Source organism: Microbispora oryzae (assembly GCF_017896165.1).
GTDB lineage: Bacteria > Actinomycetota > Actinomycetes > Streptosporangiales > Streptosporangiaceae > Microbispora > Microbispora oryzae.
Map to the genome: position 1 here is coordinate 79334 of NZ_JAFCNB010000020.1, position 16282 is coordinate 95615.

Consider the following 16282-nt stretch of genomic DNA (forward strand, 5'->3'; position numbering starts at 1 on the left):
TAATCAGACCGTCATGCCGGAAACCGCCCCACCCAGGCCGGCTCCGCCGGCTCCTGGCTGTGGAGGAGAGCGGCCAGCTCACGGGCGTCCTCGGCGTCGAGACCGAGGACCACCCGGGGACGTCCCCACGGATGGTCGATCGAGTGGGCGACGTAGCTCGCCACCGAGTCGGCGACGTCGTCGCCGTTCAGCCCGCGGGTCTCGCGCCAGTGCGCCCATGCCCGCTCGAGCTCGCCGGCCGCCCGCTGGGCGCAGGAGACCAACTCCGGATCACGCATGAATCCCCCCGATTCTCGTGCGGTCGCCGGCCCTGCGGATCCCCCGATTTCCTGATCCACCGGGGGCCGGCGTCACGGGTCAGAGTCAACACCCCCGCGAGGTGACACGTCGGCGATTGACCTAGCCTTGGTCGTCCCTTGGAGCCGGTCCGGTGCTGCGCCGCACGATGAGCTGGGGAGTCACCTGGCGCAGCCTGGCCACCTTGCCCGGCTCCGCGATCCGGTCGCTGAGCAGCGCGGCGGCCGACCGGCCCATGGCCCGGCGCGGCTGGTCGACGCTGGTCAGCGAGATGTGCGTGACGGCGGCGAGATGGGTGTTGTCGTAGCCCACCACGGACAGGTCCTCCGGCACGCGCATGCCGAGCTCGCTGGCCGCGCTCAGCACGCCCATCGCCACGATGTCGTTGGCCGCGAAGATCGCCGTCGGCCTGGGCTCGCGCCGCAGGAGGGCCAGCGCGGCGCGCCTGCCGCCCTCCTCGGTGAAGTCGCCGTGCTCCACCATGATGTACGGCGCGAGGGCGTGGCGGCGCATGGCCACCAGATAGCCCTCGCAGCGGCAGCGGGCGGCCGACGACGGGGTGCCCTCGATGTGGGCGATCCGCCGGTGCCCCAGCTCGACCAGGTGGTCGACCGCGTGGCGGGCGCCGAGCTGGTCGTCGTCCACCACGATGTCGACGCCTTCGAGCTCCACGTCGCGCTCACCCACGACCACCGTGGGCGTGTAGGCGGCGGCCTCCGCGAGCGTGTCGCTCGACGGCGCCACGCCCAGCAGGACGAGCCCGTCGACGCGCAGCTCCAGGAAGGCCTCCACGGCCTCGTCCTCGAAGGCGGGGTCCCAACGGCCGCTGCCGATGAGCAGCCGCAGGCCGTCGCCGTGCAGGCTCTCCTGCAGCCCGTCGAGGAACTCGGCGTAGAAGGGATTGTGCAGGTCGGCGACGAGGGCACCGACGAGATGGGTCCGGCCCTCGACCAGGCTGCGGGCGACCGCGTTCGGGCGGTAGCCGAGCTCCCTGGCGGCCTGCAGCACCGCTTCCCTGCGGTGCTCGCTCACATGTGGCGACCCTCGCAGAACGAGGGAGACCAGCGACTTGGACACACCTGCCCGCTCCGCCACGTTGCGGATCGTAGGCCGTGGCCGTGGGCTGAACCCATCGGACAGCCCCCCGTCGGGTAAGCGGATCCCGACGTCGTTTCGGGCAGTGGTCTGTATGGACGGTCCTGACATGGTTCTCCCCACGATGCAAGGACGTGCACCTGACACACCAAACGATCGAGTTGCCCAGAGGGTACGGGTTAATCGGAGAACGCGTCGTCCTTCCCTTTGGCGGATCCGGGACTTCGCTCTACGGACGGGGGGAAGGCGATGCCAGAGGGACGGTGTCCCCGGACGATGTCTTGGCCGATCCGGAACGGCGGTGTGAGTCACCACCCGCTAATGTTCCAGGTGTGAGTGCCAGACCCCAGACGGAGGACGGCGCCCGGCCGGCACGGCGCAGGCTGAGCGTCGACCGGAGACGGGAGGAGCTCATCGCCGCGGCCCTGGAACTTTTCAGCCGGCGGGACGCCGAAGATGTGTCGATCGACGATGTGGCCGCATCGGCCGGCGCGTCCCGGGCCCTCGTTTACCACTACTTCGGCGGCAAGCAGGAACTGTACGTGGCGGCGCTGCGGAGTGCCGCCGACGGGCTCCAGGACCGGTTGCAACGGCAGGAGCGCGGTGGCGGGTCCCTGGAGGTCGCCCGCGGGCTGTCCCGTTATTTCGACTTCGTGGAGGAGCACGCCGCCGGCTTCGCCGCGCTGCTGCGCGGTGGTCCGGGCACCAGGACCGGGGAGATCGGCGAGATCGTCGACGGCGTCCGGCAGCGGATGTTCCGGCTCGTCCTGAGCGAGATGGGGATCGCGGAACCGGGACCGGTCCTCAGGACCACGCTGAGGTCGTGGATCGCCTGTGTGGAGACCGCGGGCCTCGACTGGCTCGACAACCGCGACATGAAGCGCACCGACCTGGAGGGGCTGCTCATGGCGCAGATGGTCGCCCTGTTGCAGGTGGCGGCCACGCACGACCTTCAGGTTAAGCAGCTGCTCGAGGCGTCGCCCACGGGTCGGTGACCGGTCCCGTGACCGGTCCTGGGCCCGGGACGTCGTACGACCGGGGGCAGGGTGGACGGGCGGGCCTGCGGCGCCGGGCGGGCGGCGCCTGGCCTCACACCCTCCCCGTGACCCATGGTGGTCACGGGTGTGTGGCGGGCGCGCTCACGTACGCGAGCGCGCCGGACTTCCCCCCTGATGCGGCGACGGCCCGCCCTACTCGGACCGCTGCTGCGGTATGCCCGCCAGCAGCGCCCGCACCTCGGTCTCCCGATAGCGCCGGTGACCACCGAGCGTGCGGATGGACGTCAGCTTGCCGGCCTTCGCCCACCTGGTCACGGTCTTCGGGTCGACGCGGAACATGGTTGCGACCTCCGCCGGGGTGAGCAGTGGCTCGGCCTCGGGTGTACGAGCTGACATGTGTGCGGCCTCTCCTCCGTGTGGACCGCTGACAGCGATCCTTGCGACTTGTCTGGCGCTAGTCACGGATGTCACCAATGATCCAAAACGTGCGGTTTCCTGGACCATTTGCGGCATCACCCGATGTGACCATACAGCCACGTAGTGCGATTGGCGAGCCCTCTGGGCGCAACGTCTCGACCACGGGTTGATGTCACGCTGGGTGATTCTAGCGACACGTTTCGTGGTATCGCAGTGAAAACGGCAAACTACTCAGTTCGTAGATGTGAGATCGAACATCCCGTGACCAGAATCTGCAGGTCAGGGCATGGTGATTACGCTCAGTTTGCCGTTTCGAGGGCTTTTATCGATCTCCAGCGGAGGATGACCCGCTGATACATCGCGAAGGCAAGTTCTTCCTGACCGTTGTCCAAACTGGTGAGGGCGGTCGAGACCTCCGCGACGGACTGGTCGCCCTGGAGCGTCCGGTCGTCCATGACGTGCACGAGCCCGCCGTAGTCGAGCTCCACGAGCGAGTGCGGGTGGAACTCCTCCAGCCAGCGACCCACCTCCTCGACCTCGGAGAGCGCCGCCACCTGGCCGACGTGCCGCCTGATCACTACGAGGGCCCGGGCCACCCGGCGGCGCGCCTGGGCCATCGAGGTGACGTAGAGCATGTTCCGCGGGGGAGCGGTCGTGGTGGGCGCGGTCGGCTCGGAGCCGGCGCCCGTGCCGAGGACCAGCCACCGCTCGGCGGAGTCGAAGGGGACGAACCAGGAGACCGGCACGTGCCAGGTGCTCGTCCTGATGTGCGTGCGCAGCGACTCCTCCCCGCGCTTGAACCGGTCGAAGTCGTGAGCCGTCTGCTCCGCGATCGCCTGGGGCACGAACCGCTGCGCCAGCTTCGGCGGCGTCTTCCCGCGGAACGAGGCGAAGGCCAGCCAGGAACGCAGCCTGCTCTGCCAGGGGCAGACGTAGAGGACGTCCTCCACCCGGCGCAGGTAGGCGTTGGGGCTCTCTCTTTCCGGCGCGGGCAACGGAGGGATGGACAGCAGCCGGCGGACCGACTCGCCGTGCTCGACCTCCAGGGCCCCGGCTCGGCGCGGCCGGTCGCGGGACTCCGCGTACCGGGCCCATCGCGCCTGGTCCTGCCGGGGGAACGCGCTGAGTGGCTCGTACACACGAAGATAGGCGGCGTAGGGGAGCACACAAGAATCGTGCCACGCCGCAGGGGGATGCGCAGCTCGGACAGGTCTTTTCATGATCGTCGTCGCGCCGCGCGGCTAAACTTGGGATGAACCGCCGCACCGAGGCGGCGGACATAGACGATCAGGAGTCACCATCGTGACCGACGTCTTCGGGCTGTCCCACAAGGACGCGGGCCCAGGCAGCGAGGCGAATCCCGTCCATCCGGGCAAGCATGAACAGGTCGTGTTCTGCGCCGACGAGAGCAGCGGGCTGTACGCGATCATCGCGATTTACAGCACCGCGCTCGGACCGGGGCTCGGCGGCACCAGGTTCTACCCCTACGAGAGCGAGCAGGCCGCGCTCGCCGACGTCCTCAACCTGTCGAGGGCCATGGCGTACAAGAACGCGCTGGCCGGGCTCGACCACGGCGGAGGCAAGGCCGTGATCATCGGCGACCCCGCCACGCACAAGAGCGAGGCGCTCCTGCGGGCGTACGGCAGGTTCGTCCAGTCGCTCGGCGGGCGCTACTACACGGCCTGCGACGTCGGCACCTACAGCGAGGACATGGACGTCGTCGCCCGCGAGTGCTCGTACGTCACCGGGCGCACCCCCGAGCACGGCGGCGCCGGAGACTCCTCCATCCTCACCGCGTTCGGCGTCTTCCAGGGCATGCGCGCGGCGGCGGGGCACGTCTACGGGACCCCCACCCTCGCCGGCCGCCGCGTCGGAGTCGAGGGCGTCGGCAAGGTGGGCCACCGGCTGGTCGACCACCTCGTCGAAGACGGCGCCGAGGTCGTGATCTGCGACGTCGACGAGGCGGCGGTCGAGCGGGTGGTCACCCGCCACCCGGCCGTCCACGTCGTGCCGGACGCGGTCGCGCTGTCGGGCGCCGACCTCGACGTGTACGCCCCCTGCGCGCTGGGCGGCGCGCTCGACGACGACGCCGTGCTCCGGCTCCGCGCCAAGATCGTCTGTGGCGGCGCCAACAACCAGCTCGCCCACCCCGGCATCGACAAGCAGCTCGCCGAGCGGGGCGTCGTCTACGCTCCCGACTACGTGGTGAACTCCGGTGGTGTGATCCAGGTCGCGGACGAGATCGGCGGCTTCGACATGGTCAGGGCCCGCGCGAGGGCGGCGCGGATCTTCGACACCACCCTGAAGATCTTCCGGTTGGCCGAGGAGGAAGGCGTCCCGCCGGGAGTCGCAGCGGATAGGCTGGCGGAACGCAGAATGTCAGAAATAGGTCGGCTGAGGGGTATTTGGCTCCGACGCTGACCGCCGCCGCTCGTACGACGTACCGAGCGGCGCACAAACCAGGTACGGTAATAGGCGAACGAGAGACTGACGCCTGAAGTCGGGTGGCGTCGGTGCGCGGTGCGTTAGTGACGAGGGGTCGGGCACGGCCCCGCATGAGGGGGTCGAGCCAATGGGGCGCGGCCGAGCCAAGGCCAAGCAGGTCAAGGTCGCCCGTCAGCTGAAGTACAACAGCGGCGGCACGGACCTTGAGCGCCTGCGCGCGGAGCTCGGAGTCGTGGACGAGGACGATTCCGGCCACAGTGACGAGCATGACCCTTACGACGAGTTGGCTGATCGCTACGCCGATTACGCCGTCGACGACGACGATGGCGACAGCGACCGCCATGGGCGTCGGTGATCCGTTCTTGAACCGCCGCTGAGCCGCCCAGTGGGGGAGTGAGCCCCCGCGGGGCGGCGGCGGTGTTCTGTGATGTCAGCGTTCCGGCTCGCCGGAGCGCTTCTTTCGCGTTGATGTGAGATCTCTCACGCCGTATCACGTCTCCGGCGACGGCCCGGGGCCGCCGCCGGTCGCGAAGGTCCCGCCTACCGGAACCGCGCCTGTCCGGTGCCGGGCACGATCTCGCCGAGGACCCAGGTGGGGAGACCGCGGGAGTTCAGGAACGCCGTCGCCCTGTCGGCCTCGGCCGCCGGGACGATCGCGCACATGCCCACGCCCAGGTTGAACGTCCGGTCCATCTCGGCCTGCGGTACTCCGCCGTGGCCGGCCAACGCCTCGAAGATCGCCGGCGGCGACCACGATCCCCGGTCGAGCAGGGCGTCGGTCGTCTCGGGGATCGACCTGGCCAGGTTGGCCGCCAGCCCCCCGCCGGTGATGTGGGCGAACGCGTGCACCTCCGCCTCCCGGATCAGGGCGAGGCAGTCGAGGGAGTAGATGCGGGTGGGTTCGAGCAGTTCCTCGCCCAGCGTGCGGGACAGCTCGGGCAGCTCCTGGTCGAGCCGCAGCCCCGCCGTGGCGACGACGTGCCGGACCAGCGAGTAGCCGTTGGAGTGGATCCCGCTCGACGCGAGCCCGAGCACCACGTCGCCCGGGACGACGCGGTGCGGCCCGAGCAGCTCGGACGCCTCCACGACGCCGGTACCGGCCCCCGCGAGGTCGTACTCGTCCGGTCCCATGGCGCCGGGGTGTTCGGCCGTCTCGCCGCCGACGAGCGCGCAGCCGGCCAGGCGGCAGCCCTCGGCCACGCCGCCCACGATGTCGGCGATGCGCTCGGGCACCACCTTGCCGCAGGCGATGTAGTCGGTCATGAACAGCGGCTCGGCCCCGCACACCACGAGGTCGTCCACCACCATGCCGACGAGGTCGATGCCGATGGTGTCGTGCTTGCCGAGACGCTGGGCGATCATGACCTTGGTGCCCACGCCGTCCGTGCTTGTGGCGAGCAGGGGCCGGCGGTAGCGCAGGAAGGCCGAGGCGTCGAAGAGCCCCGCGAACCCGCTGGCGTCGTCGAGCACCTCGGGGCGGCGCGACCGGGCCACCCGCGACTTCATCAGCTCGACGGCCCGGTCGCCGGCCTCGATGTCGACGCCGGCGTCGGCGTAGCTGGTCATCCGCGTGCCTCCAGGACGTACTTGCCGACCTGGTCCTCTTCGATGGGGATCGGATACTCCCCGGTGAAGCAGGCGCGGCAGAGCCGGTCGGCCGGGATCGTGGTCGCCTGGGTCAGCCCCTCAAGGGAGATGTACCCGAGCGTGTCCGCGCCCAGCGAGCCGCGGATCTCCTCGACGGACAGCGAGCCGGCGATCAGCTCCGCCCGGGTGGCGAAGTCGATGCCGTAGAAGCAGGGCCAGGCGACCGGCGGCGAGGAGATCCGCACGTGCACCTCGGTGGCCCCGGCCTCGCGCAGCATCTTCACGATCGCCCGCTGCGTGTTGCCCCGGACGATCGAGTCGTCGACCACGACGAGCCGCTTGCCCTGGATGACCTCGCGGAGCGGGTTGAGCTTGAGGCGGATGCCGAGCTGCCGGATGGTCTGCGACGGCTGGATGAAGGTCCGGCCGACGTAGGAGTTCTTCACCAGGCCCTGTCCGTACGGGATGCCGCTCTGCTCGGCGTAGCCGATGGCGGCGGGCGTGCCGGACTCCGGGGTGGGGATGACCAGGTCGGCGTCCACGGGGTGCTCCCGGGCCAGCACGCGGCCCACCTCGACCCGGGTGGACTGGACGCCGCGCCCGGCGATCGTGGTGTCGGGCCGGGCCAGGTAGACGTACTCGAACAGGCAGCCCTTGGGCTCGGCGAGGGCGAACCGGCGGGAGCGCACGCCCCGCTCGTCGATCGTCAGCAGCTCGCCGGGCTCGACCTCGCGGATGACGGACGCGCCGACGATGTCGAGGGCGGCGGTCTCGGACGCGACCACCCAGCCGCGTTCGAGCCGGCCGAGCACGAGCGGGCGGATGCCCTGGGGGTCGCGGGCGGCGAAGAGGGTCGTCTCGTTCATCCACACCAGCGAGTACGCGCCCTTCACCTCGGGCAGTAACTCGGCGGCGACGTCGTCGACCGGGCGGGAGGAGTCCTGCGCGAGCAGCGCCGTGAGCACCTCGGTGTCGGTCGTCGCGCGGGTGGCGCCGGGAGCGAGGCGCTCGGAGAGGCGCGCGGTGTTGATGAGGTTGCCGTTGTGGGCCAGCGCCAGGCCGTTGCCGTCGGCCGAGCTCAGCGTGGGCTGCGCGTTCTCCCACACGCTTGAGCCGGTGGTGGAGTAGCGGCAGTGTCCGATCGCCAGGTGCCCGCGCAGGGTGCCGAGGATCGACTCGTCGAAGACCTGGGCGACGAGGCCCATGTCCTTGTAGACGAGGATGCGGCTGCCCTCGCTGACCGCGATGCCCGCGGACTCCTGGCCGCGGTGCTGCAGCGCGTACAGGCCGTAGTAGGTGAGTTTGGAAACGTCCTCCCCGGGCGCCCAGACGCCGAAGACGCCACAGGCGTCCTGAGGCGCACGGTCCCGAGGGTCGAGGTCATGGCCGAGCCGGCCGTCGCCCTTCAACACGTTCCTGAGTCTATTTGGGCGTCGCCGCTGCTCGAACCGCAGGTAGGGGGAGCGCGCCTGCCGGATTGACCGCTTCTTGCCGTGTCACCCCTGGTCAACTCGGCGTTTCCGGGGGACTGTGGAACTTCTGGCGCGTCGAACATCGAGCGATGAAAGGCGGCATCGTGACGACACCGGACGACCCGGGCCGCCGCCCCGGCCCGCACGGCGAGGAGCCGGGCGAGGGGCGGGAGCCGCACCAGGGCGGGCCGCCGGGGGCCTATGGGCAGCCCTACGGTCAGCCGTACGGTCAGCCCGAGGGACAGCCACACGGGCAGCCCCAGGGACAGCCCTACGGCGCTCAGCCGTACGGGGGCCAGCCCTACGGCCCCTACGGGCAGATGCCGCCGCCCGGTGGCCCGTGGCAGCCGGGACCGCCGCCGGGGAGCGGGCTCGGGACGGCGGCGCTGGTGCTCGGTATCTGCGCCATCCTCCTGCTGGTGGCCTGCGGGATCGGGACGCTCGTCGCGGTGGCCGGACTGGTGGTGGCGATCATCGCGATCGTCCGCGACTCCAACCGCCGGCGGGCCGTCGTCGGCCTCGTTCTGAGCGCCGTCACGCTGATCCTCGCGGTGGCCGGCCTGGCGCTGATCTACCACGTCTACGAGAGCAAGAACCTCTCGGAGTGCTTCGACCGCAGCCTCTATCCGTCCCAGGAGGCCGCGCAGCGCTGTCTGGAAAGCAAGCTGGGCGGCGGCGCGATCGAATAGGACCCGTAGAGAGCGTGGATCCTCACCCGAAGGCAGCCCAATCGGCACCGCTGAACGGCCGATAGCCGATTGCCACCGTGCCTTGCAACCAGACCCTGAGCCGCAGGTTGGGTGGGGCGTCGTCACCGTTGACCTGCGCGACCCGGATGGACAACTCGCCGGACTCGCGCACGTGATGCACGTAATCGAGCAGCAGGTCGGGCACCCAGCCGAGCTCGGCGCCCTCACGTGTGACCAACAGTGCACGTGAATTCACTGGGTTGGCTGTGTCATCACGCAGCTCGAGAGCGTCCCCCGGGTGCAGTAGAGAGATACGAGTCTGCGCATCGGGTAGATGACGAGGTCCATGCACGAAGAACACGGCGGAAGTGCGCCCATCCTCGGCGACATGAGGCTCGGGAACGAGAGTGATCGAGTCGCCGGCTCGGCGACCGCCCGAGCGGCCCAGAACGACTAGCGGAGGGGAGCCGGCCGGTAGCCCGAGGACCGTGAGATAGCGCGGATAGTCGGCACGCCGTGGGTTCATGAGACGCTGGCTGAACAACGGAAAGAGCACCGGTGACTCGTAGCGACGCTCCAGGTCGCTGAACCCGAGTAGAGGTCTGAACCCTGGCATGTCCAGCACTCGTCGCAGGTAGGCGAAGGCGAAGCCGTCCTCGATCGTCTCCAGGAAACCGACAGGGCTGATGCGGCGAGACACCGGATCCTGCATGGCGACCACGAGGCGAGGCGAGGTCACCGTGCTGGACGAGCGCGACGAGGGAGAACAGACCGTTCTAGCCTTCGAGGATCCTCCTCCTGTTCGCGTCCACAAGCTCCACTGCGAAGATACGTGCCGCCTCCGACATTTCTGGAACCGACATCGCCAGGTCGCTTATTTGATCTTTGCTGCAGGTCTTCAAACGGTCAAGCCAATATCGTTTGACCTGCGGATCAACCATGCTTAGCGCTCGTGTGCCGAACTCAACAAGAGTGACCTTACGGCACCCTTCGAACCTCCAGGCAGTCCCCCTCCTCAGGAACGCCTCCCACTCTCGCGCGCCTCCCATCGAACACAAGGTAGCCGACGAATACATCGAAGGCGCCGAACGCGTCTGGCCCGGTAAAATCGGGCGGTGGACCATAGTTGCGCAAAGCGCGGCGAATGTTCTCGAGGGTATGTCCCTCGTGGAGCCTGGCCCTGGGATCGTGGACTTGCCCCGTACTGTCGGTAAGCAACACATATCCAGGCTGAAGTTGCCAATCGGCGGGCTTCACGTTGTACGAGATGCATCCACGGTGGCCAGCACGAACAGCGAGATCGATGTCGGCCCTGGGGACGCCGAGCAAACCTGCTATCTCCGAAGTAAGCTTCTCGGGCCAATGGTCGGCCTTTTCCGCCGTGTCGTTGCGGAGATTCGGCTTGAACAGCGCACGTCGCTGCGAATCGGACTCGATGAGCCAGACCTTCTCCTCCGAGCCGTCGGCCTCGAAGAGGTCAACGGCCCAGTGAGTCACGTCCACCACGGGGAAGCGCGCGACCATGGGAGGACCGTACAGCACTCGCGGTGACCGGTCGTACACGAATACAAATGGGTGGCTGGGTCGCCGGAAGTCGAGGACAGCGGCGCAGGACGGACCCGGGTCACCAGATGGGCAGCCACTCCGACAGATCGGCTCGCGCCCCGCTGGCCGAGATCCGGCCTGCCGCCGCGGCGTCGGCCCAGGGGAGCCGGCCGACGGCCAGCTCCAGCCAGGTGCGGGGGTCGGTCTCGATGACGTTCGGCGGGGTGCCGCGCGTGTGCCGCGGGCCCGCCACGCACTGCACGGCGGCGTACGGCGGTACGCGCACCTCCACCGACCGCCCCGGCGCCCGCGCCGCCAGCTCCTCCAGCAGGTGCCGCACGGCGGCGCGGGCGGCCTCCTTGAGGGGAGTCCGCCCGGCGTCGTAGGCGTCGAGCACCGCGCGGACGCAGGCGCCCGCCGCGGCGCTCACGGGACCGTCGAACGGCGGCCGGCCGAGCTCGGCGAGCTGCGCGTCGAGCGCCTCCCGCACCTTCTCCGGGTCCAGTCTGCGTGGGGGCATCCGCCCATTGTCGCGTCTCAGGCGACGGGCTCCACGACCGCGGGCTCCGACGTGCCGGAGGACGTGCCGGAGGACGTGGCGGGCGACACGGCGGGCGACACGGCGGGCGGCGTGGCCGGGGTGCGCCGGCGGCCCAGCGAGTAGAGGCTGACCGGAACCCCCACGAATATGATCACCGCGGCCAGGATCAGGGTGAACTGGTACGCATCGAGGAACTTGTGCAGGGGCGGCCCGGCGACCGCGTCCTGCCTGGCGCTCAGCACGGCGCCCAGGATGGTGATGCCGAGGAGGCCGAAGACCTCGCGGGAGACGTTCAGCACGCCGGACGCCACCCCGGCCCGGGCGGGCGGCATGGCGCCGAGCACGAGGTTCGTCAGCGGGACGAGCAGGCCGCCGCCCGCGCCGTACACGAGGAACCAGGGGAGCAGGTCGAGGTAGCCGCTGCCCTCGCCCGCGCTGGACAGGCCGCCGATGGCCACGGCCATGAGCGCGAGACCCGCCGCGACTGTGGGACCGCTGCCGAACCGCTCGGCGATCCGCGGCGAGACGACGGCGAGCACCGCCAGGAGCAGCGCCATCGGCACGAAGCCCGCGCCCGCCTCTGTGGGGCTGAAGCCGAGCGCGCTCTGCAGGTAGATCGCCGTGTAGAAGTAGATGCCGAAGACCCCGAAGGCCCACAGGCCCATTGACAGCAGCCCGCCGCTGAAGACCCGATCCCGGAACAGGCTGAGGTCGATCATGGGGCGCGCGGTGCGCGACTCGGCGACCACGAACGCGGCGGCGGCCAGTACGGCGAGCCCGAACGAGCCGAGGATCAACGGGGAGGTCCAGCCGCGTGACTCGCCCTCGATCAGGGCGAAGGTCAGCGCGAAGAGCGTGAGCGCCGAGGTGACCAGGCCGGGCAGGTCGAGCCCTGAGTGCGCTCCGGGGTCGCGCCCGATCTGGATCGACCGGGTCCCGATGACGGCGGTGACCACGCCGATCGGGGCGTTGATCAGGAAGACCCAGCCCCAGTGGGCGTGCTCGCTGAGCAGGCCGCCGGTCAGGGGACCGATGGCCAGGGCGAGCGCGCCGACCCCGCTCCAGACGCCGACGGCGGTTGCCCGTTCCCTGGGGTTGGGGAAGATCTTCGGCAGCAGCGCCAGCGACGTCGGCGCGAGCAGTGCGGCCCCCAGGCCCTGCGCCGCGCGGGCGGAGATCAGGGTCACCTCGCCGCCCGCGAGCCCGGCGGCCACGGACGAGAGCGTGAAGACCGCCAGCCCGGCGAAGAAGGCCACCCGGGGGCCTAGCAGGTCGGCCAGCCGTCCGCCGACGAGCAGCAGGCCGGCGAACACCAGAACGTAGGCGCTGACGATCCACTCCAGCGACGAGATCGACAGCCCGAGATCCCGCTGGATCGTCGGGAGCGCCACGTTGACCACGTTGTTGTCGAGATAAGTCATGAACGTCGCCAGCGACACCGCGACGAGCGCCCACCATCTTCCACGCATGGATACCCCCTCTTGTACGTAGTACACGTACGGCGTACATGTACGTCGTACAGGAGACCTTGTACGGCGTATAGTTGTCAAGCGGGAAGGGAGTGGCCATGAGCGGAGGAGAACGGCTCAGCCGGCAGTTGGTGGTGGACAAGGCGATCGAACTCGCCGACGCCCACGGGCTGGAGACCCTCACGATCCGCAGGCTGGCGAAGGACCTCGGCGTGTCGCCGATGGCCCTCTACTGGCATTTCAAGAACAAGGACCTGCTGCTGGAGGCCGTGGCCGACCACGTGCTGGCCGAGGTGACGGTGACCCTCGGCCGAGGCGCGCCCTGGAACGAGCGGATGCGCGCCATGATCGAGGCGCTGATCCGGGTGCTACGGCGTCACCCGTCGATGACGGAGATCTTCACGGTGATCGAGAAGGGCCGGGTCGACAGCTTCACCCAGGCCACCGAGGCGGCCCTCCAGACCCTCGAAGAGGCGGGATTCGCCCTGAACGAGGCCTACTACGTCGCGTCCTACCTGCTCCACGGCGTCATCGCGCTGGTGGACCAGGAGCCCGGCTGCCAGGGGCCCCGGGCGCCCGAGGAGCGGAAGGAGTGGCGCAGGCAGAAGCGGCTGTCCCTGGAGTCGCTGCCGCCCGACCGGTTCCCCTGCATGATCGCCTTCGCCAGGACGTACGAGGAGGAGCCCGACATCGACCACTACTACGAGTTCGGTCTCGGGCTGCTCGTGTCGGGGCTCGAGGCGATGGCGTCGCGCCGGGCCGCCGGCCGGATCTGATCAGCGGGCGCGCCTGCGCAGGCCCTCCAGGTCGTGCACGATCACCCGGCGCCGGCCGGTCTCGATGAGGCCCCGGTCGCGGAGCGAGCGCAGCGCCTTGCTGACGGCCTCCCTGGAGGCCCCCGTCCAGCCGGCCAGCTCGTCCTGCGACAGCGGCAGGGCCACCCGGACGCCCTCGCTCGTCTGCTCGCCGTACCGCTCGGCGAGCTCCACCAGCCGGGTGGCGACCCGTCCCGTCGTGTCGAACGCGCCGTACTCCACCCGTTTGCGGTCGGCGTCCCGGAGCCTGCCGATGATCAGCCGCATGAGGAGTACCCCCACCCTGCCGTGCTCGCTCAGATAGCCGGTGAAATCGTGCACGACGAGGCCCTCGATGGGTTCGAGCGCCGTCACCGTACCGGACCGGGGATGGCCGTCCAGGGCGGACATGTCGCCCAGGAGCGCTCCGGGGCCCCGTACGGCGAGCACGACCTCGCTGCCGCCCGCGGTGTGCGAGGAGACCTTGACCCGGCCGGACGTCAGCACGAGGACCCAGTCGGCCGAGTCGTCCTCGCTCATGACCGTCTCGCCGCGCTCCCACCGCCTGGTGCGGCCGACCGCTCGCAGGTCGGCCGCCTCCTCGGGCGTCAGCTGGGCGAGGAACTCGCCCGGTTCCGGACTGGTGGCCACCTGGAAACCTCCTCGATCGCCTGTCAGTAAAGCGGGTCGTACGGCGAGGAGCCGAGCCGGGGTCAGCCGAGGGACCGCAGCCGGTAGGCGTGCACCGTGCTCCGTCTGCCCTTGAGCGTGAGGTCGCCGAGCGATTCGAGCGCCGCGGGCCCGATCAGGTCGCGGGTGCTCTGCCCGATCACCACCGTGCCCGGTTCGGCGAGCGCCTGGAGCCGGGCCGCGACGTTGACCGCGTCGCCCATGGCGTTGAAGCCGCGGAACTCCGGGCTGCCGATGTTGCCCACCAGGGCCTGCCCGGTGTTCACGCCCACCCGGAAGGTCGGCCACTCCACCTGGGGCAGCCTCCCGGCCGCCTGCTCGGCCACGACCTCCCGCGAGACCCGCGCGGCGGCCTCCTGCAGTTCGAGCGCGGCCTGCGCGGCCCTGCCCGCGTGGTCCGCCTGCCGTACGGGGGCGTTGAAGAGCGCGAGCATCGCGTCGCCGACGAACTGGACGATCGTGCCGCCGTTGCCGAGGACGCACGGCACGGCGGCCGTGTGATAGCGGTTCAGCATCTCGACGATCTCCCCGGGGGCGACCCGCTCGGAGAACGTGGTGAATCCCCGCAGGTCGGCGAACAGGGCCGTCACCTCCATCAGCCGGCCGCCCAGGGCCGCCTGATCGGGGTCCGACAGCAGGGAGTCGGCGACGTCCGGGGACATGTAGTGCCGGAACAGCGTATTGATCTCCTGGTAGAGCCGGACGTTCTCCAGGAAGATCGACATCTGGCCGGCCAGCGTGGCCGCCAGCGCCTCGTCCTGGGCCGTGACGCCGACCGGCACCGAGAGCGCCCCCGCGAGGCGGCCCTTCACGGTGAGCGGGTGGACGACGCGGCCGTCCGCCGAGACGGCGGTGCCCGCCGCGAGCTCGCCCGTCGCCGGGAAGTCCCCCTGCCCGGACGCGGCGGCGTCCCAGGGCACCAGGCGGCCGTCGCGCATCAGGCCCAGCCGCACGTCGCCGTACGCCTCCCTGATCCGGCCGAGGGCGGAGGAGAGCAACTCGGGCTCGGGCAGGCCCACCCGGGTCTGGCGGCCCACGTCGACCAGCGCCGCGAGCCGTTCGGACAGGTCGCGCTCGGCCGCCAGCGCGGCCCCCGCCCGGTCGAGTACGGCGGTCTGCCCCTCGGTCAGCCGGAACCGCCCGGCCAGCCGGGTGCTGATCGGGGTGCCGGAACGGGTGCCGCCGCGCAGGTGGGCGACGAGCTCCTCCAGGGCCCGTTCGTAGTCGGCCTGGATCCGGCGGGCGGTGGCGGACAGCCCGGCCGCGTCGAACAGCCCGGCCGCCGCGCCCTCCCGGCGGAACTGCAGATAGGCGCTGTAGGCCACGAACAGGAACGCGAAGGTCAGCAGCAGATGCCACTCCCACCAGGACAGATGCCAGTTGAGGTGCGACATCGTCGCCAGCATGCCCTCGGCGAGCAGCGCGTACGCGGTGATGAGGCTGATGAGCACGGCCGCGGGCCGCCTGCGGTGGAGCCGGAACATCATCACCGCGGCGGCGGCGTACAGCGCCACCGTGATCAGGGAGTACTGCTCCAGCCCGGACCCCTCGGGCGGACGCGGGGCGCTGAGCGGGGTCAGCCCGGGAACGAGCGAGGCGATCCCCCAGCCGACGAGCACCACGAGGAGGCCGCCCCTGAGCGCGCCCTGGGCCCGGAGCACGGCCGCCGCGGCACGCTCACCCAGGGGAAGCGCGGAGGTGAACGCGAAGACCGAGGCGATCGTGAGGCCCACCGGCTGGTCGAGGTCGAAGCCGACCGTCGCGGCGGGGTGGAAGATCTCCGGCGTGTCGAGGCCGTGGAGCAGGAAGAACCCGGCCGTGCTCATGAACACCAGTGAGACCAGCAGCAGCCGGGCGTCGGCGCGCCGCGCGGAGGACTGGCCGATGAGACCCCCGAGCGCGACGTTGATCCCCGCCACGCCCACGACCAGCCAGAAGTGACCCAGGTTGTCGTGCCACATCAGGTCGGCGGCGGGGTTGGCCAGGAGCAGCCAGAGGCCGAGCAGCGGCAGCGCCAGATGCAGCGCCCACACCACGCCGCGCACGGGATGCGTCGCGGGCGGCAGATACGGCCCGGCCGCGGGCGCCGTCGGCTGCCCGGTCGTCTGCTCCGCCGCTGTCCGCTCGGTCATCGCGGTCACGTCGGTCTCGGCGGACACGTCTCCTCCACAGGTCCTCGACGGCGGCGGGCTCACGGCGGTCTGGGCCCTTCCGGCAGGCGCCGGAAGGGCCCAGGCCGATAC

At 70.4% G+C, this 16282-nt stretch carries 17 protein-coding genes; 5 read left to right on the forward strand and 12 right to left on the reverse strand.

Annotated features, from left to right (window positions below; all coding sequences use genetic code 11):
- Positions 1-11: 11 nt before the first annotated feature.
- Both JOL79_RS27470 and JOL79_RS27475 read right to left on the reverse strand, forming a co-directional pair.
- On the reverse strand, positions 12-278 hold the full coding sequence (locus tag JOL79_RS27470; protein ID WP_210158795.1) for a hypothetical protein: 267 nt from the start codon (positions 276-278) through the stop codon (positions 12-14).
- Between the two features lie 121 nt (positions 279-399).
- Positions 400-1503, reverse strand: coding sequence for a LacI family DNA-binding transcriptional regulator (locus tag JOL79_RS27475; protein WP_210158796.1), 1104 nt, complete (start codon positions 1501-1503; stop codon positions 400-402).
- A 221-nt stretch (positions 1504-1724) separates the two neighbouring features.
- Here JOL79_RS27475 and JOL79_RS27480 point away from each other — a divergent pair, with 221 nt between their 5' ends.
- The gene (locus JOL79_RS27480; protein ID WP_307848762.1) at positions 1725-2387 is read left to right on the forward strand and encodes a TetR/AcrR family transcriptional regulator; all 663 of its coding nucleotides are present in this window, start codon (positions 1725-1727) and stop codon (positions 2385-2387) included.
- 195 nt (positions 2388-2582) lie between these two features.
- Here the strand turns inward: JOL79_RS27480 and bldC are convergent, their stop codons facing one another.
- Positions 2583-2786, reverse strand: a complete 204-nt coding sequence (gene bldC / locus JOL79_RS27485) for a developmental transcriptional regulator BldC (protein ID WP_013133571.1) — start codon at positions 2784-2786, stop codon at positions 2583-2585.
- Positions 2787-3106: 320 nt separating this feature from the next.
- On the reverse strand, positions 3107-4027 hold the full coding sequence (locus JOL79_RS27490) for a DUF8083 family protein (RefSeq protein ID WP_230985584.1): 921 nt from the start codon (positions 4025-4027) through the stop codon (positions 3107-3109).
- Between the two features lie 82 nt (positions 4028-4109).
- Here JOL79_RS27490 and JOL79_RS27495 point away from each other — a divergent pair, with 82 nt between their 5' ends.
- Positions 4110-5228, forward strand: a complete 1119-nt coding sequence (locus tag JOL79_RS27495) for a Glu/Leu/Phe/Val family dehydrogenase (protein ID WP_210158798.1) — start codon at positions 4110-4112, stop codon at positions 5226-5228.
- Positions 5229-5379: 151 nt separating this feature from the next.
- Complete coding sequence (locus tag JOL79_RS27500; RefSeq protein WP_210158799.1) at positions 5380-5607, forward strand: DUF3073 domain-containing protein; 228 nt, start codon at positions 5380-5382, stop codon at positions 5605-5607.
- 185 nt (positions 5608-5792) lie between these two features.
- Here JOL79_RS27500 and purM read toward each other — a convergent pair whose 3' ends face one another.
- A complete protein-coding gene (gene purM, locus JOL79_RS27505; protein WP_210158800.1) occupies positions 5793-6818 on the reverse strand; it encodes a phosphoribosylformylglycinamidine cyclo-ligase in 1026 nt (341 codons plus the stop codon).
- The gene (gene purF, locus JOL79_RS27510) at positions 6815-8251 is read right to left on the reverse strand and encodes an amidophosphoribosyltransferase (RefSeq protein WP_210158801.1); all 1437 of its coding nucleotides are present in this window, start codon (positions 8249-8251) and stop codon (positions 6815-6817) included. The genes purM and purF overlap by 4 nt, the downstream gene beginning before the upstream one ends.
- A 149-nt stretch (positions 8252-8400) precedes the next feature.
- On the opposite strand from purF, the gene JOL79_RS35640 reads away from it, so the two are divergent.
- Positions 8401-9000 carry a hypothetical protein gene (locus JOL79_RS35640; RefSeq protein ID WP_307848763.1) on the forward strand — a complete coding sequence of 200 codons (600 nt, stop codon included), beginning with the start codon at positions 8401-8403 and terminating at the stop codon, positions 8998-9000.
- Between the two features lie 22 nt (positions 9001-9022).
- On the opposite strand, the gene JOL79_RS27520 is transcribed toward JOL79_RS35640, so the two are convergent.
- From JOL79_RS27520 to JOL79_RS27535, 4 genes are all read right to left on the reverse strand, one after another.
- Positions 9023-9721, reverse strand: a complete 699-nt coding sequence (locus JOL79_RS27520) for a hypothetical protein (protein ID WP_210158802.1) — start codon at positions 9719-9721, stop codon at positions 9023-9025.
- A gap of 257 nt (positions 9722-9978) precedes the next feature.
- The gene (locus JOL79_RS27525) at positions 9979-10524 is read right to left on the reverse strand and encodes a hypothetical protein (protein WP_210158803.1); all 546 of its coding nucleotides are present in this window, start codon (positions 10522-10524) and stop codon (positions 9979-9981) included.
- A 100-nt stretch (positions 10525-10624) separates the two neighbouring features.
- Positions 10625-11065 carry a sterol carrier family protein gene (locus JOL79_RS27530; protein WP_210158804.1) on the reverse strand — a complete coding sequence of 147 codons (441 nt, stop codon included), beginning with the start codon at positions 11063-11065 and terminating at the stop codon, positions 10625-10627.
- Between the two features lie 17 nt (positions 11066-11082).
- Entirely contained in the window at positions 11083-12555 is a 1473-nt protein-coding gene (locus tag JOL79_RS27535) for an MFS transporter (RefSeq protein ID WP_210158805.1), read from the reverse strand.
- Between the two features lie 98 nt (positions 12556-12653).
- Between JOL79_RS27535 and JOL79_RS27540 the strand changes: the two genes are divergently transcribed.
- Positions 12654-13331 (forward strand): TetR family transcriptional regulator, encoded by a 678-nt coding sequence (locus JOL79_RS27540; RefSeq protein ID WP_210158806.1) that lies wholly within the window; start codon positions 12654-12656, stop codon positions 13329-13331.
- On the opposite strand, the gene JOL79_RS27545 is transcribed toward JOL79_RS27540, so the two are convergent.
- Positions 13332-14000, reverse strand: coding sequence for a Crp/Fnr family transcriptional regulator (locus JOL79_RS27545; protein WP_210158807.1), 669 nt, complete (start codon positions 13998-14000; stop codon positions 13332-13334).
- A gap of 62 nt (positions 14001-14062) precedes the next feature.
- Positions 14063-16198, reverse strand: a complete 2136-nt coding sequence (locus tag JOL79_RS27550) for an adenylate/guanylate cyclase domain-containing protein (RefSeq protein WP_307848764.1) — start codon at positions 16196-16198, stop codon at positions 14063-14065.
- Positions 16199-16282 lie beyond the last annotated feature (84 nt).